The sequence below is a fragment of the Bradyrhizobium denitrificans genome (genome assembly GCF_013179005.1).
Classification (GTDB): domain Bacteria; phylum Pseudomonadota; class Alphaproteobacteria; order Rhizobiales; family Xanthobacteraceae; genus Bradyrhizobium; species Bradyrhizobium denitrificans.
Map to the genome: position 1 here is coordinate 88,308 of NZ_JABFDP010000005.1, position 20,492 is coordinate 108,799.

Here is a 20,492-nt window from a genome sequence, read left to right on the forward strand (position 1 = left end):
ACTCGGAAGGGGCGTTGCGCGCGATCGTCACGACACGCGAGGCGGGGAGCGATGGCCGCGATCGAGCCGCAGCGTGTCCTACACGGATGCGCGGACGAACGGCTGGGCGTGGACGTGAAGTCGCAGCGTGCCGACACCCCGATGCTGGTGTCCCGCGCAGTGCGCTGAAGCGCATTGTCGCGAATGGTGGCCAACAGGCCGGCGCACCAGGCAGACTGCGTATAAGCGTGAAGACCGTCGCGCAGGGAAGGCCGGTTGTTCCGGCTGCACCTGTGGTACCTGCCGCCTGCATTTTTTCTCAGCAGGCGGGCCGCAGGCGTCAGCCGACGCCTGGCCTTCCCTGCGCCCTCCGACTTGATGAGGGTGAGCGAGAGCAGCATGACCCGGGCAGTGTCTGCCGCGGGAATGCGAGGTCATGCGTAGTTCGATATGGGCAAGATCGCGCGTCATCACCGGTGTCGTCCCGGGCTTGACCTGGGACGACAGCGGAGTGAAGGGCAAGACCACGGCTCATCTCCACCGCGCGGAATATTTTCCGCGCTTGCCAAGGCTCGTGCGAGGGTCCAAAAAATCTCCAACCATTCGGGACGAAACGACAGGAAGCGGAGACGGAATTGACCATCAAGGGCAAGGCCTACATTGCCGGGATCTATGAGCATCCGACCCGGCACGCACCCGACAAATCGACCGCGCAGCTGCATGCCGAAGTGGCCAAGGGCGCGCTGGAGGATGCCGGGCTCAGCGCCAAGGATGTCGACGGCTATTTCTGCGCCGGCGATGCGCCGGGCGGCGCCTGGCCGATGGTCGATTATCTGGGCCTGAAGGTTCGGCACATCGATTCCACCGAGACCGGCGGCTGCTCCTATCTCATTCACGTCGGGCACGCGGCCGAAGCGATAGCAGCCGGCAAATGTTCGATTGCGCTGATCACGCTCGCCGGCAAGCCGCGCACCGGGCCGATGCCGCCGCGCGCCGCCGGCGCTGAGGCCGATTTCGAGCTGGCCTATGGCGCCACCACGCACAACGCCTATGGCATGTGTGCGATGCGCCACATGCACGATTACGGCACCACCTCGGAGCAACTCGCCTGGATCAAGGTCGCTGCCTCGCATCACGCGCAGTACAATCCGCATGCCATGCTCAAGGAGGTTGTCACGGTCGAGGACGTCCTCAACTCGCCGATGATCTCCGATCCTCTGCATCGCATGGATTGCTGCGTCGTCACCGATGGCGGCGGCGCGTTGATCGTGACCACGCCTGACATCGCCAAGAGCCTGAAGAAGCCGCTGGTGCGGCTGATCGGCCATGGCGAGGCCATGAAGGGGCCGCGCGGCGGCAAGGATCTCGACCTGACCTATTCGGCCGGCGTCTGGTCCGGCCCGCGCGCCTTCGCGGAGGCGGGCGTGACGCCCAAGGATATCAAATACGCCTCGATCTATGACAGCTTCACCATCACGGTCTTGATGCAGCTCGAGGATCTCGGATTCTGCAAGAAAGGCGAGGGCGGCAAGTTCGTCGCCGACGGCAACCTCATCTCCGGCGTCGGCAAGCTGCCGTTCAACACCGATGGCGGCGGGCTCTGCAGCAACCATCCGGTCAATCGCGGCGGCATGACCAAGGTGATCGAGGCCGTGCGCCAATTGCGCGGCGAAGCCCATCCGAAGGTCCAGGTGCAAAACTGCGACCTCGCCATCGCCCACGGCACCGGTGGCCTGCTCGGCGTGCGCCACGCCGCCTCGACCTGCATTCTGGAGCGCGTGTGATGTCTGAAGCGAAGAAACTGCCGGCCCCGATCACCAATCCCGAGACCAAGCCGTTCTGGGATGCCGCCGCCGAGGGCAAGTTCCTGATCAAGCGCTGCACCGCCTGCGGCGAGGCGCACTACTTTCCGCGCTCGATCTGCCCGTTCTGCTTCTCTGATCAGACCGTATGGGAGCAGAGCGCGGGCGAGGGGGAGATCTACACGTTCTCGATCATGCGCAAGTCGCCGACAGGACCGTATGCGATCGGTTACGTCACCTTGAAGGAAGGACCATCGCTGCAGACCAATTTCGTCGATTGCGATCTCGACAGCTTGAAGATCGGCCAGAAGGTGAAGGTGGTGTTCAAGCCGACCGACGGAGCCCCGCTGCCGTTCTTCACGCCGGTGTAGGTGAGGAGAAGAGATGCAGCCCCGCGTCATTGCGAGGAGCGAAGCGACGAAGCAATCCAGAGTCGCGGGCGGAGCTCTGGGTTGCTTCGCTTCGCTCGCAATGACGGTGGGATCGAGCGGCGAGTGCCACGAGTCATGGGAGAGGCATGACATCGTAGGGTGGGCAGGGGTGCGGAGCACCGTGCCCACCGTTCTACCGCGATGAAGATGGTGGGCACGCTTCGCTTTGCCCACCCTACGAAGAATGCGTTTCCGGGAGGACACCAACAACATGCCGATCAACTACGATGAGCTGATGGCCATGAAGGCGATGGGGCAGCCATATGCCTACACCGATCGCGAGGTGATGCTGTACGCCTATGGCATCGGCATGGGCGCCGACCCGATGGATGAAAGGGAGCTTGCCTTTGTCAACGAGGCCACCGCCGAGCCGCGGCCGCTGAAGGTGGTGCCGACCTTCGCCTCGGTCGCTGCCTGGGGCGCAGGCCCGGGTGACATGAAGCTCAACCGCGTGCTGGTCGTCGATGGCGAGCGCGACATCACGTTCCATCAGCCGCTCGCCGTGGCAGCGAAGATCACCGCCGATTCCTCGGTGCTGGCGGTGTCCGACAAGGGCAAGGACAAGGGCGCCGTCATTCGCCATCAGACCATCCTGCGCGACGAGAGCGGTGCGCCGCTGGCGACCCTGGTGGCCTCGCGCTTCGCCCGTGGCGATGGCGGCTTTGGCGGTCCCTCCGGCGGCATCCCGGAGCCGCATCCGGTGCCCTCCCGCGCGCCCGATCGCAGCGTCGAGATTTCGACGCGGCCCGACCAGGCGCTGATCTACCGCCTGTGCGGCGACCGCAATCCGCTGCATTCGGATCCCGAGTTTGCGCGCCGCGCCGGTTTCCCGCGCCCGATCCTGCATGGCATGTGCACCTATGGCCTGACCTGCCGCGCCGTGCTGCAGACCTATGCCGACTATGATGCCTCGGCGTTCAGGCAGCATGCCGCGCGGTTCTCCTCGCCGGTGTTTCCCGGCGAGACCGTGACGGTCGATCTGTGGAAGGACGGCCATGTGATCTCGTTCGAGGCGCGCGTGAAGTCGCGCAACGTCACCGTGATCAAGAACGGCAAAACCGTGCTCGGATGATGCTTGGCATGTGAGGCTCGCCTGTTTGTTGTCGTCATGCCCCGGGCTTGACCCGGGCATCCACGCGATGCCTCCTCATGAGATGGATGGCCGGGTCAAGCCCGGCCATGACGGAGAAGAACAAACAGCTCTGCGGAGGCACACATGGGACTGCTCGACGGCAAGGTGGCGCTGATCACCGGCGCTGGTGGTGGCCTCGGCGAGGCCTATGCAAGGCTGTTCGCGCGCGAGGGCGCGGCGGTGGTGGTCAACGATCTCGGCGGGCCGCGTGATGGGTCCGGCTCGGATCTGTCGATGGCCGGGCAGGTGGCGGCCGCGATCATGGCGGAGGGCGGCCGTGCGGTCGCCAATGGCGCCGACATCTCGACCATGGCCGGCGGGCAGTCGGTGTTCGACGATGCGATCCGGCATTTCGGCCGCGCCGACATTCTGGTCAACAATGCCGGCATCCTGCGCGACCAGACCTTTGCCAAGTCCAGCGAGGCCGATTGGGACAAGGTGATCCAGGTCCACCTCAAAGGCACTTTCTGCTGCACCTTGCCGGTGTTCCGCTGGATGCGCGACAATGGCGGCGGCGTCATCGTCAACACGTCCTCGACCTCCGGGCTGATCGGCAATTTCGGCCAGTCCAATTACGGCGCGGCGAAGGGCGGTATCTGGGGCCTGTCCAACGTGCTGGCGGTGGAGGGCCGCAAGTACAACATCCGGGTGTGGACCCTGGCGCCGGGCGCGCTGACACGGATGACCGCCGACCTGCCGCGCTACAAGGAAAATCCGGGCGCCGCACTGACGCCCGAAGGCATCGCGCCGGCGGTGCTGTATATGGTCAGCCACCTCTCCGGCGATCAGACCGGCAAGGTGCTCGGCGTCTCCGGCCCGCGCGGCGTGCGCGAGTTGCGCATGATGGAAATGGACGGCTGGAAGCCGCCATCCTCGGCCTGGCGGCCCGAGGACATCGCTGTTCATGCAGAGGAGATATTCTTTTCGGAGGCCGACATTCAAAAGTCCGCCCGGCGGTTTTGATGTATTCAGATGGTCATTCCGGCCTGCGCCTGGCGCAAACCCGGACTGAGACCAGAGATGTTGGAGAGCTGACGATGAAACTCACCGCCGCCGCCAAGGGCACCTTCGCGATCGCGCCGACGCCGTTCCACGATGACGGCCGCATCGACGAGGCCTCGATCGACCGCCTGGTCGATTTCTACGCCGAGGCGGGCTGTGACGGCATTACCGTGCTGGGCATCATGGGCGAGGCACCGAAACTCGATGCGGCTGAATCCGCCGAGGTTGCCATCCGTTTCGTCAAGCGCGCGAAAAACCTGCAGATCATCGTCGGCGTGTCCTCGCCCGGCTTTGCGACGATGCGCGCGCTGGCCCGGGCCACGATGGATGCGGGCGCTGCCGGCGTCATGATCGCCCCGCCGCCGAGCCTGCGCACCGACGACCAGATCACCGGCTATTTCAAGCAGGCGCAGGATGCGATCGGCGAGGACATTCCCTGGGTGCTGCAGGACTATCCGCTGACCCAGCAGGTCGTGTTCACGCCGGCCGTGATCCGCAAGATCGTCATGGATAGCGCCTCCTGCGTGATGCTCAAGCACGAGGATTGGCCGGGCCTGGAGAAGATCTCGGCGCTGCGTGCGTTCCAGAAGGACGGGTCGTTGCGGCCGCTGTCGATCCTGTGCGGCAATGGCGGCCTGTTCCTCGATTTTGAGATGGAGCGCGGCGCCGACGGCGCCATGACCGGCTATGCCTTCCCGGAAATGCTGGTCGATGTCGTCAAGCTGTCGCAGGCCGGAAAACGCGATGCCGCGCATGACCTGTTCGATGCGCATCTGCCGCTGGTGCGCTATGAGCAGCAGCCGGGGGCAGGGCTCGCCGTGCGCAAATACGTGCTGCAGAAGCGCGGCGCTATCGCCTCCGCGGCGCAGCGCAAGCCGGCCTCCGGCATCAGCGCTGCAGCCAAGGCCGAGGTCGACTATCTCCTGTCGCGGGTCGCACGCTACGATGCCCGGGCCAATCTGCAACCCCACGCCAGCGCCGCGGAGTGACCATGGCCGACATTGCCGCCGTCCGTCCCGCCTCGACCGTGCTGTTGCTGCGCGACAACGCAGCCGCCCGCGAGATCGAGGTGTTCATGATGGTGCGTCACCATCAGATCGAGTTCAACTCGGGCGCACTGGTGTTTCCGGGCGGCAGCGTCGACAAGGGCGACCGCGAGATTGCCGGGATGCCCGAACTCTATGCCGGCGGCGATGCCGTTCAGGCCGAGGCGCTCGGCTTCCGGATTGCCGGCATCCGCGAGACGTTCGAGGAAAGCGGCATCTTGCTAGCGCGGGCCAGGGGCTCTGGCGCGCTGATCGATGCGGCGGCGGCGCGCGAGATCGAGGCCGCGCACCGGCTGCCGCTCTGCGAAGGCAAGGTCAGCTTCCTCGAAGTGCTCGAGCGCCATGGCCTCGTGCTGGCGCTCGATGCGCTGGTGCCCTACGCGCATTGGATCACCCCGGAGGGGATGCCGAAGCGCTTCGACACCTGGTTCTTCCTGGCGGCAGCGCCGCCGGACCACCTCGGCGCCCATGACGGCCGGGAATCGACCGACTCGGTCTGGGTCTCGCCGCGCGAGGCGCTCGCGGGCGGCGAGGATGGCCGTTTCAAGCTGCCGTTCCCGACGACCCGCAACCTGATCCGGCTCGGCAAGCAGCCGGCGGTGGCGGATGCACTCGCGGCGGCCCGGGACATGGACATCGTCACCGTCATGCCGGTCATGACCAAGACCGCGGATGGCGGCCGGCAGCTGCGCATTCCGCCGGAGGCCGGCTATGATGGGGAGATCTTCGAATTCGGTGCGGCCGGTTAACCGCACACGCCATTTTTCGTCTTGCGGAGTGCGTGCGGATCGGTTCTGTTCCTGATATGTTCAGTTGGCCGCATCGCGGCTCGTATATATTGCGGTTCCGAGCACCGGACCCATGAGTAAACCAGTTGATTTCGGCACCGCCTGCAGTTCGCTCCGATCGATGACGATCGGTCGGATGATTTTTGGCAGCTTTCTGCTGCTGCTCGCCGTGATCACCGCCACCAGCATGGCGAGCGTCATCGCCATTCGCCACATCGATTCCACCTTTGCCGAGCTGCAGCGGCTGCAGGGCGTCGGCGATCTCGCCGAGGAGATCGATCAGCGCATGAACGAGCTGCGGCTCGCGGCGCGCGATTTCGTCACGGATCCAGCCTCGCGCTCCGACCGCGTCATGGAGGCGGCGACCGAGCTCAGCGCCTTGTTGAAGAAGACGCGCCTGCAGCTGGCGCCGGAGCAGCAGGCGACGATCGACGGCGTGGCGCAGCGGCTCAGCAATTATCGCGAGGGTATCGACCGGATCAGCGCGCTGATCGCACAGCGCGCCGAGTTGCTGTCCGGCCTGCCGGCGGCGCGCGAAGGCTTCGAGGAGGCGATCGCGGGCGTGACCGAGCGCGACACCGCGCGGGCGCTGTTCAAGGTGCAGAACCAGATCGGCGCCGCGCTGCTGGCGCGCGATCCGGCCGGCGCCGAGCAGGCGGCGCGCAGCATCCGCGCGACACCGATCCAGGACAAGGCGCTGCGCGCGGCAGCGGATCGTTACGCCGAGGCGATCATCGCCATCGCCGGCACCGAGGACGAGATCGCGCGGCTCGACAAGGAGGTGCTGGGCATCGAAGGCCGGCTGATCGGCCGCGTCACCGAGCTGCTGCGGGCGCTGAGCGCGAGCCAGGGCAAGGTCCTGGCGCGCGACTTCGCCCGCACCCTGGCGGAGACCAAATGGCAGAGCATCATTTTCGGCACGGCCGGGGTTCTGATCGGCATTTTCGCCGCCTCCTTCGTGGTTCGCCGCACGGTGCGGCCGCTGGCCTCGATCGCTCGCTCGATCCGGGCGCTGGCCGCAGGCGAGAAGTCGACGGCGATTCCGCAGACCGACGTGCAGAACGAGATCGGCGACATCGCCCGCGCCGCGGAGGTGTTCCGACAGACCTTGCAGGACGCCGACGCCGCGCGCGAGGCGGCGGTGCGCGCGCTGGCCGAGCAGCGGCTGGCCGAGGAGAGCTATCGCAAGCTGTTCGAGGCTTCGATCGACGGCATCTATGTGACCACGCCGAGCGGGCTCGTGCTCAATGCCAATCCGGCGCTGGCGCGGATCATGGGGTACGATTCGGCGAGCGATCTGATCCAGAGCGTGAGCGACATCGCCGACACCATCTATGTGCACCCGCTGGCGCGCAAGCGCTATCAGAAGCTGATGCAGCGCGATGGCATGGTGCGTGAGTTCGAGTACCAGGTGCGGCGGCGCAATGGCGAGATCCGCTGGCTGTCGGACAGCGCCACCGTCGTGCGCGACGAGAGCGGCGAGGTGCTGCGCTACGAAGGCGTCGTTCGCGACATCACCGATCAGAAGCGCGCCGAGACGGCCATCGCCGAAGGCCGCCGATTGCTGCAGCAGGTCATCGACACGGTGCCGGCGGTGATCAACGTCAAGGATCGCGAGCTGCGCTACGTCTTGATGAACCGCTACATGGCCGGCATCTTCAATGTCGAGCCGGAGGATGCGCTCGGCCGCACCACCGGCGAATTGATGTCGCGCTACGGCGCCAGCAAGACCGACTCGAACGACAAGCGCGTGCTGGCGACCAAGGCCGGCCTCGGATTCTACGAAGAGGAGTACCTCGATTCCTGCTGCGTGATGCGGCAATGGTTGGTCAACAAGCTGCCGCTGCTGGATGCCGATGGCGAGGTCGACAAGATCGTCACGGTGGCGCTGGACATCGGCGAACGCAAAAAAAGCGAGCTGGAAATGCGCAAGGCGAAGGAGGCCGCCGAAACGGCGCTCCGGAACCTGCGCGAGACGCAGGCCTCGCTGATCGAAGCCGAGAAGCTCGCCGCTCTCGGGCGCATGGTTGCGGGCGTCGCGCATGAGGTCAATAATCCCGTCGGCATCAGCCTGACGGTGGCCTCCGCGCTCGAGCGCAAGACCGAGCGCTTCAGCGAGGCCGTGAGCCGCGGTGAACTGCGCCGCTCGAGCCTCAACGAGTTCATCGAGACCAGTCGCAACGCGGCCGGGCAACTGGTCGCCAATCTCAATCGTGCGGCCGAGCTGATCCAGTCGTTCAAACAGGTCGCGGCCGACCGCAACTATTCGGACCAGCGGACCTTCGATCTCGCCGATCTCACCGAGCAGGTGATGCTGAGCCTGCGGCCAGGCCTGCGCAAGCAGAACCTGACGCTGAACGTGAACTGCCAGCCCGATCTGGTGATGAACAGCTATCCCGGCCCTTACGGCCAGGTCCTGACCAACCTTTTCCTCAACGCCGTCGCGCATGCGTTCCCGGATGGCCGGGGAGGCACGATCGAGATCCAGGCCCGCGAGTCCGGACGCGACAATGTCGAGATCATCTTCTCCGACAATGGCTGCGGCATGAGCCTGGACGTCCGGCGCCGCGCCTTCGATCCGTTCTTCACGACGCGGCGCGATCAGGGCGGCACCGGCCTCGGCCTGCACATCGTCTACAACATCGTCACCAATCGTCTCGGCGGACGGCTCGATCTCGAGTCCGAGCCCGGGGCGGGGACGCGCATCCAGATCGTCCTGCCGCGTGTCGCGCCGCTGGAGCAGGCGGCCGAGTAGGCCGATCGACCTCGATCTCCTGCGTAAGACCCCGGATTGACTCTCACGAAGCCGCGATCGAATCGCAAACTGGCCCGGTTGATGCATCGCCATCCGCGCACCCTTGGGTGGTGCAAGAGCAGATGGACCAGACGGCAATGAGCAAATGGATCGTGTCAGGCGGCCATGAGCCGCATCGAATTGAGCCCGGGACGACGCGCCGCGCGCGATGGCGGGACAAGTGCAGGACGCCTCCCATCCAGATGACGGGGGCAGCTCTGCTGATCGCACTTTCCGCGCCACCTGGGCTGGCGCGCGACCGCGGTCAATACGCGAACTCGTCGCCGGAGTTGAAGGCCTGGTTCGATGGGCTGCGAAGCGGAAAGGGTCCCTGTTGCTCCGATGCTGACGGCAGCGCCGTCAGCGACGTCGATTGGGAAAGCAGAAATGGCCATTACCGCGTGCGCATCGAAGGCGAATGGCTCGACGTGCCCGACGAGGCCGTCATCACCGAGCCCAACCGGGTCGGCCGCACGATGGTCTGGCCGATGCGGGGCTATCAGGGCCTCTCGATCCGCTGCTTCATGCCCGGCAGCATGACTTAGCGATGTGCCGCGGCTCAGGTGTATTTCCTGTCGCGCTCCAACAGCTCGATGGAAATACCCTGAGGGCCGCGGATGAAGCAGATGCGCACGCCCGGACGGATCGTGGTCGGTTCGGTCGTGAAGGTGACGCCCTTGGCCTTCAGCGCCGCGGCGGCGGCGTCAATGTCCGTTACGGTGAGACCGAAATGATCGAGGCCCTGATAGGGTGTCTTTGGGGGCTCATGGACGCCGTCACCGGGCTCGACCTTGGCGATGAACACGCTGGCGCCGCCCAGCCTGACATCGATGCGGCCGGGATTGCGAATGATCTCGCCGCCGAGAACGTCATGCAGCCAGTTGGCCGTGGCTTCAGGGTCCGGGCTGCGGAGGTGAATATGGTCCCAGGTGACATTCAACATCGTCGAGATCTCTCAAAAAGTGAAACGTCTTTGGACGTAGCAGCGTAGCTGCTGCATCGGCAACGATCCCGATGTTTATCGGCTCGACCTCGGCTGCGCCAGTCCGGTCCGGTCATCGAACCGGTGGCCGGGGCCAGCCCTCCAAATGTCGGTTTTGCGTGCAACTCTGCCGACGTTTGCAGATTGAAAGTTTCAGAGTCCTGACCGGCAGCCATGGGGCGGACATGAGCGTGGGTCTTTCTGTTTTGCTGCGACGTGCGACCTCGCCGGTGCTTACTCGGCAAATTGCACCGCAGGTTCCCTGGAGACCGGCGTTGCTCGGCCTTGCCGCGCTCGCAGGCGTGATCGTGGCGGCGGGCTTGCTGATGATGTCCCTCGATGACGCTGAGACCGCCGATGTCGGCCTTGCCCCGCTCACGTCGGATCAGGCGAGCAACGCCGATGCGGGTGATGAGGACGGGGCAGGGACATTGCACGGCTTGCCGCTGGCGGTGACGGTTGGTGCGGGCGGCTCCGGCACGAGCATCGGCTCGCCGCTGTCGTCAGCGGCCACCCCAGGCGGCAGCGTTTTGGACGCCAATGCGAGACTCACCTCGGCCGCGCAGCCCGGCTTGCAGGATTCATCCGTCCTGTCGGGCGTTCGGATCAGCTCCCAGTCGTGGCGGCGGGGCGGATTGGGATCGCGGGCGCTCGTCACCTTCACGCTGCGGAATACCCACCCATTCGCGATCAAGGATGTTGAGATCAACTGCGCTTTCGGCAGAGATGACGGCGGACCGCTCACCGCGCGAAGGCGTGTCGTCCCCGGCCTAGTGAAGCCAGGGGGCCGCCGGACCTTCGTGGGGGTCCATGTTGGATTTGTCAACGTTAACGTCAGCTCGGCAAAATGCGCGCTGGTTGCAGCGACGAAAATCTAATTATGTCGCGCTAGTTTCCGGCGGTGCTTGAACCTGTCGGTTTGCCCGGGAACATACTTCCATGGTCCTCCGTTAGGTGGATAGTCGGCCGAGGGCGCGCCGACGGAGCGGTAAATTATGCCTATCTTGCGTTATTTTCTGTTTGTCGGCGGAACTTTGTTCGCGCTGCTGGTCCTCGCGGACGCGGTGCTTCCCAGCGTACCTCTTCCAGCCAGCCTGACCTCCGCAGCGGATCTGCCGCCGGTTCGTATCCAATCCACCCGGAAGTGGCCGGAGCGGATCGTCATCGATACGTCAATTGCGACGCCAGCCCAAACCAAAGTTGCGACGGTCGAGCCGTCGGCGGTTGTGGCCACCGCTCAACCCGCGAAGACCGCTGCCCGCGACGCCTATGCGCAGCTGAATGTCGCCGAGGCCAAGGCGCCCACGGCAGCCGCGGTCGAGAAGCCGCCGGCGCGCGCGATGAAGAGCTCCGAAACCGCAGCCAGGCCGGCAGACGCCAAGAAGCGGAAGGTTGCGAAGACGCATCCCGGCAAACCCATGATTCTGGTGGCGCAACAGCCGCATTTCGGACTGTTCAATTCGACCTGGTAAGACGCTTCCGATGCCGGCTGGTCGCTGCCGAGCGCGATCGCTGATTGGTCGCCAGGGGCGTGTACGCGCCGCCAGACTGCCTTGATCTTGCGCAAAGTGCGCTCGCTTCAGAGCGCCTAGCGTCATCTCCAATGAGGACCAGGCGCGTTTGCCCTCGGACCTACGGAGACGCCGCATGACCGCAACCCCGCCCAACCTCTCGATCTCGCCAGAGAAGGTCGCCTTCGTTGTCACGAAGATCCATCAATATGAGATGGAAGCCACCGAACCCGAGCTGCTGGCCGATCTGACAGACGACGATTCCGCGCCTGGCACCGGCGGCCGAGGCGCGACCACGGATCGCTCTGAGCTCGTCAGCTTCATCAGGGGGCTGAATGTCGACGAACAGATCGATCTGGTCGCGTTGATGTGGCTCGGCCGTGGCGACGGCTCTCTCGACAATTGGGATGAGCTGCGCGCCCAGGCGGCACAGGCACACAACAACCGCACGGCCACTTATCTGATCGAAACGCCGATGCTGGGCGATTACCTGGAAGAGGCCTTGTCCGAATTCGGCTTGTCCCTGGAGGATTTCGAAGAAAGCCTTTGATCCGGCGCCGTGTCAGAAGATGCGGAGGCTGCGCTGAAGCGGAAGCCCTTGGCGCGGTCTGGGTTGGCCGCCCACGACATGGTCACGCCCACGGCCCCGTGTCGACGACGAATAGCAAGCGAAGCGCTCGCGCATCGCGCGAGGCAAGGATGGAGTAGCTCAATGGACAAGATGAAGGTAGGGACCGGTGACTGGGTCGTGGTTTGCGACGGACGCAAGGCGCTGATCCTCGAAAATATCGGAGACAGCATGTTTCCGAACCTGCATACCAAGGAAGTCCATGAGCATGTGAATGAACGGACCAGCGCACAGGGAACCGATGCCCCGGGATCAGTGCAACAGTCCGTCGGCCATATGCGGAGCTCGGTCGAGCAGACCGATTGGCATGACCAATCCGAACGCGCTTTCCTCAAGCAATTGGCGGACCGCCTGCATCACGCCGTCCAGGGCGGCGAGACCAAGGCTGTGACGATGGTGGCGTCACCGCGGGCTCTCGGAATGATCCGGGCGGATTATTCCGACGCCGTGCGCAAGGTGCTGCACGGCGAGATCCACAAGGACCTGGTGAAGCTCCCGGTCTACGAGATCGAGAAGCAGCTGCTGGCCTGATCGATCGTTCGATTTCAGCCGCCCTGCAATTACATGGTCCGCGCGACCTCCGGCGCGGACTTCGGCTCGGTGGGCACCAGGCTCGCATCGGTATGCTGCGAGCCTCTTTCCACGATCTCATAACCACATTCATCGAGCCATGCGATGAGACGGTCAGCCATGGCATAGTCCCAACTGGGATAGGAGCGGGCAATGACCTGGCGCGGTGTGAGCTTGCGAGTCATCCTGGATTCCTTCGCTGATCGAACGCAAATTCTTCAACACATCTAATTTTCGGGGCTGTCTTCTTAACCCAAGCGTGACGCGACGGTTCCTGCCGCTGGCCGCAAAAGGCTCGGTTGCCGGCGTTGGAAATGCCGCCGCAGAGCCACAGCGGAGGCTGGCCTTATGCGTCAACGGTCTCTGAGGTCTCTTCGTCGGCAGCATGCAGGGCAAGACTGCGCTGCTTCTTTTCGACGATCTCGTAACCACAATGATCGAGCCAGGCGATCAGCCGGTCGGCCATGTCGTAGTCCCAGGTCGGGTAGGATCTGGCGATGGCTTCGCGCACCGTGAATTTACGAGACGTCATGTTGACCGTTGCTCCCTCATTCTCGGCCAATCCTTTGTCCCCCGCAGATGCTCATCGACTCGGCAGTCCTTCCGGAAGGCCGCCGCCGTATTCAGGACGAGCAGGCGTCAATTCGACCGCAATGATGCTCTCGCTCTGAACCTAAATCCGCTCTCTGCAATGGTCTTGGCCGTGCCGACTTTGCTGTTGTTTGGGCCGTAAGTGGTAACTGTCGCCTTGCGCCCGGTTACCGGACCGAGCGGCCTTCCGCATATGGTGAATCGTCTCGCGCCTTTGATTCTCTGCCCAATTCGATGCCTGACTTGTGGTCCTGTCGTGCAAGGAAGATGGCGGCTCCGCGGCTCGCGACGCGGCCTTTCGTCACAGAGATGGTTGATGAACCCTCGCGCGTGCGCCGAGGCAGCATGCGCGGAGTGCAACGAGCACTGGAACGCGGAAGGGGCGATGTTGTTTCTGTTGCGCTTCGCAATTCGAAGCGGGATGGAGCGCAAATGAGATTGAAGTTTTTGATGGTGCTGCCGATCGCGGGGCTGCTGGTGGGGCTTCAGCCCGCCCAGGCGAACGACTCCTGCGGTCCCGGCTGCCACGTGGCGCCGAATGGCGGATGTGTGGTGAATGGCTGGGAAACTGGCGCGGCAGTTTGGAACGAGTGTCCTGCCGGCGCCCGGCCAAGACCTCCCTGCGGAGCGGCCCTCAAATGGAGCAGACGAGCGAAGGCGTGTCTCATCAGGTGATCCTCAGGGCGGACCACCCCCGCATTTCAGCAGCGGCGCAGATCGTTCGGCGCCGCTCCGTTCAAGTGCTCGACGAGCGGGGCGCTTCGGGCGACAGGGCTTCGATGTCCAACGTGAACAGGCGTTGTTCGTCGGTGCTCTCGGCACGCGCCAGCACCTGTTCGAGCAGCGCAATCACCGCATTGGTTCGAGCGTCGTCATTGGTGTCGTCGTAGCTGGTGGCGGCAAGGAGGGAGCCGTTTGCTTCGCACATCGCCTTGATCTGAATCTTCATCACTGCATCTCACGCCATGATTGGATGACCGAGCGTGGCTGCAATCGTGTTAAATTCGCGCAAAATGTTCTGATTAAACTGGTGGTAGCATGGCACTGGCGCACGCCCCCCGGTCGGTCGTCCAAGCTTAGCCGGACTTCGGATGGAGAACCTCGCGTGGCGGGCGGGTGCGGAACGCCTTGCGCAGCCATGAGCGCGATGGCGCCTCGATCAGCGCGTAGGTGACCCATGCCACGGCCGTTGCGATGGCAACGAACAACCCCAATCGAAGCATCAATTCCAACGCGCCGGGATCTTCGGACTTGCCGAGCATCGCGAGCCGGATCAGGAACGGGTGCAGCAGATAGATCGAATAGCTGCATTCCCCGCCGATCACCAGGGCGCGGGATGACAGCCAGCGACCGTGGCCATAGCGGCTGGTCCCGAGGAAGACGACGGAAAATCCGACGATCTCGAGGAGACACACGGCAAGCTCGATCGAGAATGACCAACCCGGAAGGCGCGGCTCCAGGAACAGCAGCACAGGCGAACAGGCGAGGCCCGCGGCCGCCGAATAGAACATGATCGCAACGCCGGAACGTTCTGTACTGCCGATCGCGGCTTCGGCGCGGTTCTGATAGATCATGGCAGCAAGACACCCGGCGACGAATTGCGACAGGTGCAGGAACGGCGAGTAATAAGTGAGCCACTGCATCCCGCCGTGCTGGAGGGACGGAGCTATGACCTGTAACACCCGCTCGCCCCACGTGAAGAAAGCAATGATGGTCATGGCAAACAGCAGAATGTTCGCGAGGGCGATCCAAATCATCGTCCTCAGTTTGTCGACGCCGGAGAACAGCAGGCAGACGAAGGGGAAGAGGAGGTAGAAAAACAGCTCCACGCTGATGGACCAGAGGTGCTGCAGCGGCGGAACGACCGCCACCAGCATGGTCCCGTTCTGCACGGGAAACCAAGCTTGCGTCATCGTCAGAATGAATCCCAAGGACGGTGCGGACACGCCCCTGACGATCATCAGAAAGGTCACGATGCTGAGAACGACAACGACGTACATCGGGTAGAGCCGAGCGAGTCGCGCAATCATGAATTCGCGCAAGGCGGAGCGTAGCGATTGTGACTGGAAGCGCTTGGCATAATTGAGCCAGAGAACGAAGCCGCTCAGCACGAAGAACATCGTCATGCCGATGCTGCTGACCTGGGCGATCAATTCCGGCAGCGCGCCACGCGCCAATGATGGCGCACCATGCCCGACGACGACCGTCGCGGCCGCGACGAAGCGCAGGCCGGTCAGCGAGCCGATGAAACGCTGGTCATTCACGCTGGAGGAATATCCGGCTGCGTCGAGAGGATGGAAATCTGTTCGTCTCGTTCTAGGAACCGCGGGGGCGGGAGGCAATCCAGATCTCACGTGGCCGCAGGATCTCTGTCGGCGGCGCGAAGCTCGGCGCACGCGGATCTCCGGGGCGACGCGCGGCGGCTGTCCACAGTGGGACGGATGGTCTTCGGCACGCCGGCCCTCAATCCAGGTTTCGCGCCCATTGTGGGGCTTCGATCGGCTCGAAACGCATTTCGTTCGGATATTGGCAGTCTCGGCAACGCGGGCGTTCATAGCCGCCTCGCTGAGCTTTTCCACCCCCCTGCAGAGACCGCCTGGCCGAGCCAAGGGGCACGTGCGACCGGCTGGGCCGGATATTGAGCCGGCAGAGGAGGACCGGATGGCGCGCTCGGAGGGATTCGAACTAAATCCATGACCGCTTGATTTATTTGTCTTATTTCGGATGAGATTGGTTCAAGGGGCAAATCAAGGGGCATGTCGTTCTGTCGCGCAGTTATCAACAAGCTTTTTGCTCGAAAGCTGGTGCGCCGAAAAAAAGCGCGGATTGCGGTGAGGGCGCTGTTTGCTCCTAGTCATCGGTCGGTCGCCATGCGCCTGGATGAAGCCGGCGCCTATCGCGCTGATGGTGGCACATCAGCGCGCGATCGCGTGGCTGTCACGGCGCGGCTTCGGCGGCCGAGGCTGCGGTGGCGCGCAGGCGTTCGCGATGGCTGCGCGTGTTCAGGCGGCTCAGGAACATCAAGGCGGAGCGGCCAGGGAGAAAGGCGTATTCGCCCCCGTAGACGGTGACGAAGCCGCCGGGGCCGCGCAGCACGAGCGAGCCTGCGGTGGTGGGGATGGTGAAGCGCGTGGCGCGGCTGGGCGGGCCGACCGCGACGATCGGGTGCGGCTCGTCGGTCAGTCCCGCGAAGCCCGGTGCCTCGATCCAGGACTGCTGAATGAACTCGAACTGGCGTTCAATCTCCGCGCACAGGCCCATGAACAGCAGGCCCTTTTCATTACCCTTCTGGTAGGACCGGCCGCGCCGCAGCAGACGATGGCGGTTGGTGATCATCAGTTGCGAATCGTCGCCCGGCGCCAGGCTGCCGCGGGGATTGGCGCGGCGGATGTGCGCGCCGAACGGACAATACAGTCCCTGCGGGCCGTCGACGCCGAACTCGAGATTGGCGTCGGTCTTCATGCGGCTCGTGCGGCGACCGTGCACCGGGTACGGTGGTGGGCCGTCTTGCGGCGGCTGCGCACCGCCTGGTGGCGGCGGAACGGGCCCGATCGGGCGATCGATCAGCGGCACGCCATCCTGCCAGCGGCCCATCATCTTGGCCTTTATCCAATCGGCCGCCCAGGCCGGCGGCGCGTCGCCGCCCCAATCCGGATCGCTCACCTTGGCGGCCTGCGCGGTCGCGAAGGCGTCGAACTCCTCGACGTGCTGCTGGAGCTCCCGGATCGCCAGGAAGGTGCCGTTGCGGCCGAAATCGCGCACGTGCGGACGCGGATCCTGGAACGCCGAGAAGCGGCTGTCGGCGGCGACGGGCACCGAGCCCAGCTGATCCTCGAGATCGAGCTCCCGCGCCACCACCGGCGTCGGCGGGTAGAAGCCTTGATTGTTCTGGTAGCCCAGCATGAACTCGCCGGGCGCCATGACGTCGCGCGGCAGGGCGCCGCGCGCAAACCGCTCGGTGCGGCGGATCACCGGCTGCGAGATGCCGTCGCGGAAACCGAAATGCTCGTAGTTGAAGCCTTTCGCCGTCGGCTGGGTGTCGGTCTCGTAGACCAAGGCGGCCGGCGCCGCCGAGCTGCTCCAGATGCCGTCGCAGCCGGTCGCCGCAGTCGCTCGCCGACCGTCCATAGAGCAGCAGCACGGCATGCACCGTCCGCGCATCGTCATCCGCCGCCGGCCAACGCCAGCCTGACGGATCCAATGCGCCGAAATCACCCAGGATCCGCTGCCGCGATCGCATGCCGAAATTGAATGCGGTGGGGAAGCTCCCGGCCGCATCGGCCAGCCCGAGCCGGGCCAGGCCCGCGCGGTGAAGGCCATGCAGCAGGCCGAGGCTTCATCCTCCGAGGAGGGGGGGTCGCCGAAGGTGATGCCCAGGGTGGCCGTCCACAAGGCTCTCCTCCGTCAGCTGGATCTCCCCCGTGCGCGTGGCGACAATGTCCGCCAGCGGCAGCCGCGACAGCGCGGCCAGCCACGTCCCGCACGCTTCGGGATCGTCGGACAAATTGATGGCCGCCAGCTTCATGTGGTGCAGATGCTTGAAGCCGCGGAACACTGCCTGCTAAGCTTGAACGAGGCGCCGCGATAACTCCCAATTCAGGTTTTGCGGTGGGACAATGATCGTCCTCCCTGTGCCGGCGAGATGATGTCGCAGTCAGCATCTCATCCGCGGATGTGGCGAGGGAATGTACATCGCCGTTTTAGACGGGGACAAGAGCAAAACTGCCCATCGCGTTATCGCCGTGTTGTGCTGAAAACGGCGCTTGGCCGCGTATGAGGCAAGCTGAGATCGCAACGAACTACTTTACTTTTGATTGCTTTTGACATTTCATTCGAGCTGCGTGAACCTCGGAGGTTGACCGATGCGCGCAATGTATTTTCTTTGTGCTTTTCTTTTGGCGATCTCGATATTTAACAATCCGGCGTCGGCCCAGAGCTGCGATGGTCTCATGAGACCCATCGCTATGTTCAGCTGCTTCGACGCTGAAATCGCTGCTCTCAAAGAAGAAGAAAGCAGGCTTTACGCCGCACAACTAGACGACCTGTCAGGACCCGAGCGCTCCGCGTTAGTTCGAGAACATAATCGTTGGGCCGGTAGCCTGGAAGCAAAATGCGCAATTCCAGACATGGGCTTTCTGTTGCCGAAGGACGCGCTCGTCGCGCGTTCCTGCCTGATGGACCAGTACCGGGACCGGTTCGCAAAGTTGGCCACGACCAAGACCGCCACGCTAAGCCGACTCAATGATCATCCACAACAGGTCGTGGCCACCAAGTCCTACTTCACGATCGTGGCGAGCGGCACGACCGAACCTGACGCCCGCACCCATTTCGAGCGCCTGAGAAGTTCTTTTCCCTTTGAGTCCTTCGCGCTGTACCCTCCGAATTCCGAACAGTATAATTGGACGATCGTGCTGGCTTCCTATGTTAGCCACGCTCGAGCAACTCAGAGTGCTGCGCTTGCCCGTGCGCTTGCTATCACCTTAACTCCAGTCGTCTGGAGAATGCCCGACCACGTCGATTTGAGCGGCTGGATGCCAGTTGCATCCGGACCGCTCGATGCTCCCGATGTGCGTCAACCCGATCGCAAGGCTGTGGGTCCGAATCGGCGCCCACTTGACCAAGTAGCAACCGCGAAGAAGGTACTTACTTGCTACAACGAACGGGCGTCAAACAACAGGTTAGTCACAGTCGAGCAGATGTTTCTCTGCTCGGGCGTTTGGATCACTCCGAAAGCGCTATTGCGATGCGCACTCGGTCAACAGTGCCCAGTCTATCCCGACACAGTCAGCGGGAGAGCGGCCTTGGATTCCGCTCTTGCCGCACGTAATCTGACAAGAACGAGTGCACTGATGCTCTCGGAAGCAGATATTCCCGCGATGCCAACCAAGACCGACATCGAGCGATGCAACGTCGCAACTAATAGTCAGAACGCCTTCACCGATTGTGTCATGCTGACGATCAGCGCGGACAAAAAGGCGTTGATTGACTGCTTCAGCAAGAAGACCGAGGGTGACCGTCTGCTGTGCTTCACGGACAAGGTCAACGATCCCAACCTAGCCCTACAGGTCGGCTGCGCCATCCGAGGAACTCCCTCAGCCGAAAGCGTCCTTGCCTGCAATCCCAGTGCCGAGCTCAAAACCAAGGCGGAAAAGATCCGCGATTGCGTCAAGCAAGCCGGTAGCTACGCATCTGCAGCAGGTTGTGTCACCGCGGATTTGCCCGACGCGCAAAAGAAGATGGCTGATTGTCTGACAAAGACCAACACCGCAGCCGGTTCTGCAGATTGTCTCGGCAACCTTTCAGCCGATTATGCAAAAGCCAGGCAGCTCTTCGATTGCATGAACTCCGGGGGCAAGGGAGTTTGGACCAATTGCGCCGCGACCGCGGTTAGCGGCGATGCCGCACGTGCCGTCAATTGCGTCGGAGATGGAAGTAAGTCGTCCACCGACATCGCGATTTGCCTGCTTGGTGACAAACTCGAAGTGCGAACCGCCCAGCATGTGCTCACCTGCATCTCCTCTGGCCGGAGCGCCAGCTCGCTCATTGCAAACTGTGCGGACGGCATCCTGGATGCCAAGACAAGCCAGGTTCTTTCCTGTGTCTCCAACGCAAACGGCGACAAGAGTCAATTGGCCGGCTGCGCCGCGGGCGCGGTGTTGCCGCCAGACGCCGCGCGGGTTGTGAGCTGTGCAACAACGAGTTCTGGGGCAACATCATTCGCTCTTTGCGCCGCAGGACCAGCGATGAATGAGGAATGGCGGATTGCCGCCGAATGCGCAGTCGAAACGGGCGGAAATCCTATTGGTTTCGCCGGCTGCACCGCGACCCAACTGACCATCAACGAATTGACCAAATGCTTCAAGGGCGGGATCGGCACCAGTTGCTTCGGCAAGAACAACACGATTGTCCTCACGCTGACAAATGCGTTTAACGATCTCACAAACGGCCCTGGGCCCAACAATGAGATTGTAAAGGCAATCCGAGCTGTTGGCGAGGTAACCGGCGGTCCCAACTCCGTGATCAACAATCCGCGCCAGTTGCTCGGCGGCTCAAATAGCATGATCAACAATCCAGGTCAGATTTGGGGCGGACAAAATTCCGTCTTCAATCAGATCGCAGGAGGCAGCAACTCTGAATTCCGCAAAGTTCTTCGCGTAATGGACCCGAGCAGTTGGTTTTGATCAGCAAAGTTAATGCCTGCGAGCAGAAGATCGCAGCTTGTGCGATATTTTTCAA

The 20,492-nt window shown here is 63.4% G+C and carries 20 protein-coding genes; 14 read left to right on the forward strand and 6 right to left on the reverse strand.

Annotation, left to right across the window (positions count from 1 at the left end):
- Positions 1-614: 614 nt before the first annotated feature.
- The 8 genes from HL671_RS06535 (at position 615) to HL671_RS06570 (ending at position 9,519) form a co-directional block, all read left to right on the forward strand.
- Positions 615-1,763: a thiolase domain-containing protein gene (locus tag HL671_RS06535; protein ID WP_012044993.1), complete on the forward strand. Its 1,149-nt coding sequence runs from the start codon at positions 615-617 to the stop codon at positions 1,761-1,763.
- Entirely contained in the window at positions 1,763-2,152 is a 390-nt protein-coding gene (locus HL671_RS06540; protein WP_012044992.1) for a Zn-ribbon domain-containing OB-fold protein, read from the forward strand. Before HL671_RS06535 ends, HL671_RS06540 begins: the two co-directional genes overlap by 1 nt.
- Before the next feature lie 271 nt (positions 2,153-2,423).
- Complete coding sequence (locus tag HL671_RS06545) at positions 2,424-3,284, forward strand: MaoC family dehydratase (protein ID WP_172235916.1); 861 nt, start codon at positions 2,424-2,426, stop codon at positions 3,282-3,284.
- Between the two features lie 144 nt (positions 3,285-3,428).
- Positions 3,429-4,307 (forward strand): SDR family oxidoreductase, encoded by an 879-nt coding sequence (locus HL671_RS06550; RefSeq protein WP_172235917.1) that lies wholly within the window; start codon positions 3,429-3,431, stop codon positions 4,305-4,307.
- Between the two features lie 74 nt (positions 4,308-4,381).
- Positions 4,382-5,335, forward strand: a complete 954-nt coding sequence (locus HL671_RS06555) for a dihydrodipicolinate synthase family protein (RefSeq protein ID WP_172235918.1) — start codon at positions 4,382-4,384, stop codon at positions 5,333-5,335.
- A 2-nt stretch (positions 5,336-5,337) separates the two neighbouring features.
- Positions 5,338-6,141 (forward strand): NUDIX hydrolase, encoded by an 804-nt coding sequence (locus HL671_RS06560; protein ID WP_172235919.1) that lies wholly within the window; start codon positions 5,338-5,340, stop codon positions 6,139-6,141.
- Positions 6,142-6,253: 112 nt separating this feature from the next.
- The gene (locus HL671_RS06565) at positions 6,254-8,935 is read left to right on the forward strand and encodes a PAS domain-containing protein (protein WP_012044987.1); all 2,682 of its coding nucleotides are present in this window, start codon (positions 6,254-6,256) and stop codon (positions 8,933-8,935) included.
- Positions 8,936-9,072: 137 nt separating this feature from the next.
- Positions 9,073-9,519, forward strand: coding sequence for a hypothetical protein (locus tag HL671_RS06570; RefSeq protein WP_041751581.1), 447 nt, complete (start codon positions 9,073-9,075; stop codon positions 9,517-9,519).
- Between the two features lie 14 nt (positions 9,520-9,533).
- Here the strand turns inward: HL671_RS06570 and HL671_RS06575 are convergent, their stop codons facing one another.
- Positions 9,534-9,917 (reverse strand): VOC family protein, encoded by a 384-nt coding sequence (locus HL671_RS06575; RefSeq protein WP_172235920.1) that lies wholly within the window; start codon positions 9,915-9,917, stop codon positions 9,534-9,536.
- Between the two features lie 224 nt (positions 9,918-10,141).
- Here HL671_RS06575 and HL671_RS06580 point away from each other — a divergent pair, with 224 nt between their 5' ends.
- The 4 genes from HL671_RS06580 (at position 10,142) to HL671_RS06595 (ending at position 12,626) form a co-directional block, all read left to right on the forward strand.
- Positions 10,142-10,834: a hypothetical protein gene (locus tag HL671_RS06580; protein WP_246579395.1), complete on the forward strand. Its 693-nt coding sequence runs from the start codon at positions 10,142-10,144 to the stop codon at positions 10,832-10,834.
- Between the two features lie 117 nt (positions 10,835-10,951).
- Complete coding sequence (locus HL671_RS06585) at positions 10,952-11,428, forward strand: hypothetical protein (RefSeq protein ID WP_172235921.1); 477 nt, start codon at positions 10,952-10,954, stop codon at positions 11,426-11,428.
- Between the two features lie 175 nt (positions 11,429-11,603).
- The gene (locus HL671_RS06590) at positions 11,604-12,017 is read left to right on the forward strand and encodes a DUF3775 domain-containing protein (RefSeq protein ID WP_012044981.1); all 414 of its coding nucleotides are present in this window, start codon (positions 11,604-11,606) and stop codon (positions 12,015-12,017) included.
- A gap of 162 nt (positions 12,018-12,179) precedes the next feature.
- Positions 12,180-12,626 carry a host attachment protein gene (locus tag HL671_RS06595; RefSeq protein ID WP_012044980.1) on the forward strand — a complete coding sequence of 149 codons (447 nt, stop codon included), beginning with the start codon at positions 12,180-12,182 and terminating at the stop codon, positions 12,624-12,626.
- A 29-nt stretch (positions 12,627-12,655) separates the two neighbouring features.
- Here the strand turns inward: HL671_RS06595 and HL671_RS06600 are convergent, their stop codons facing one another.
- Both HL671_RS06600 and HL671_RS06605 read right to left on the reverse strand, forming a co-directional pair.
- Positions 12,656-12,850, reverse strand: coding sequence for a hypothetical protein (locus tag HL671_RS06600; RefSeq protein ID WP_172235922.1), 195 nt, complete (start codon positions 12,848-12,850; stop codon positions 12,656-12,658).
- A gap of 161 nt (positions 12,851-13,011) precedes the next feature.
- Positions 13,012-13,197 (reverse strand): hypothetical protein, encoded by a 186-nt coding sequence (locus HL671_RS06605; protein ID WP_041751579.1) that lies wholly within the window; start codon positions 13,195-13,197, stop codon positions 13,012-13,014.
- Positions 13,198-13,688: 491 nt separating this feature from the next.
- On the opposite strand from HL671_RS06605, the gene HL671_RS39080 reads away from it, so the two are divergent.
- On the forward strand, positions 13,689-13,931 hold the full coding sequence (locus tag HL671_RS39080; RefSeq protein ID WP_012044977.1) for a GCG_CRPN prefix-to-repeats domain-containing protein: 243 nt from the start codon (positions 13,689-13,691) through the stop codon (positions 13,929-13,931).
- Between the two features lie 61 nt (positions 13,932-13,992).
- On the opposite strand, the gene HL671_RS06610 is transcribed toward HL671_RS39080, so the two are convergent.
- From HL671_RS06610 to HL671_RS06620, 3 genes are all read right to left on the reverse strand, one after another.
- Entirely contained in the window at positions 13,993-14,205 is a 213-nt protein-coding gene (locus tag HL671_RS06610; protein ID WP_012044976.1) for a hypothetical protein, read from the reverse strand.
- Positions 14,206-14,332: 127 nt separating this feature from the next.
- Entirely contained in the window at positions 14,333-15,598 is a 1,266-nt protein-coding gene (locus tag HL671_RS06615; RefSeq protein ID WP_246705821.1) for an acyltransferase family protein, read from the reverse strand.
- Positions 15,599-16,193: 595 nt separating this feature from the next.
- Positions 16,194-17,384 carry a hypothetical protein gene (locus tag HL671_RS06620; RefSeq protein WP_172235923.1) on the reverse strand — a complete coding sequence of 397 codons (1,191 nt, stop codon included), beginning with the start codon at positions 17,382-17,384 and terminating at the stop codon, positions 16,194-16,196.
- Positions 17,385-18,118: 734 nt separating this feature from the next.
- Between HL671_RS06620 and HL671_RS06630 the strand changes: the two genes are divergently transcribed.
- Positions 18,119-20,437: a lysozyme inhibitor LprI family protein gene (locus HL671_RS06630; RefSeq protein ID WP_172235925.1), complete on the forward strand. Its 2,319-nt coding sequence runs from the start codon at positions 18,119-18,121 to the stop codon at positions 20,435-20,437.
- Positions 20,438-20,492: the final 55 nt, after the last annotated feature.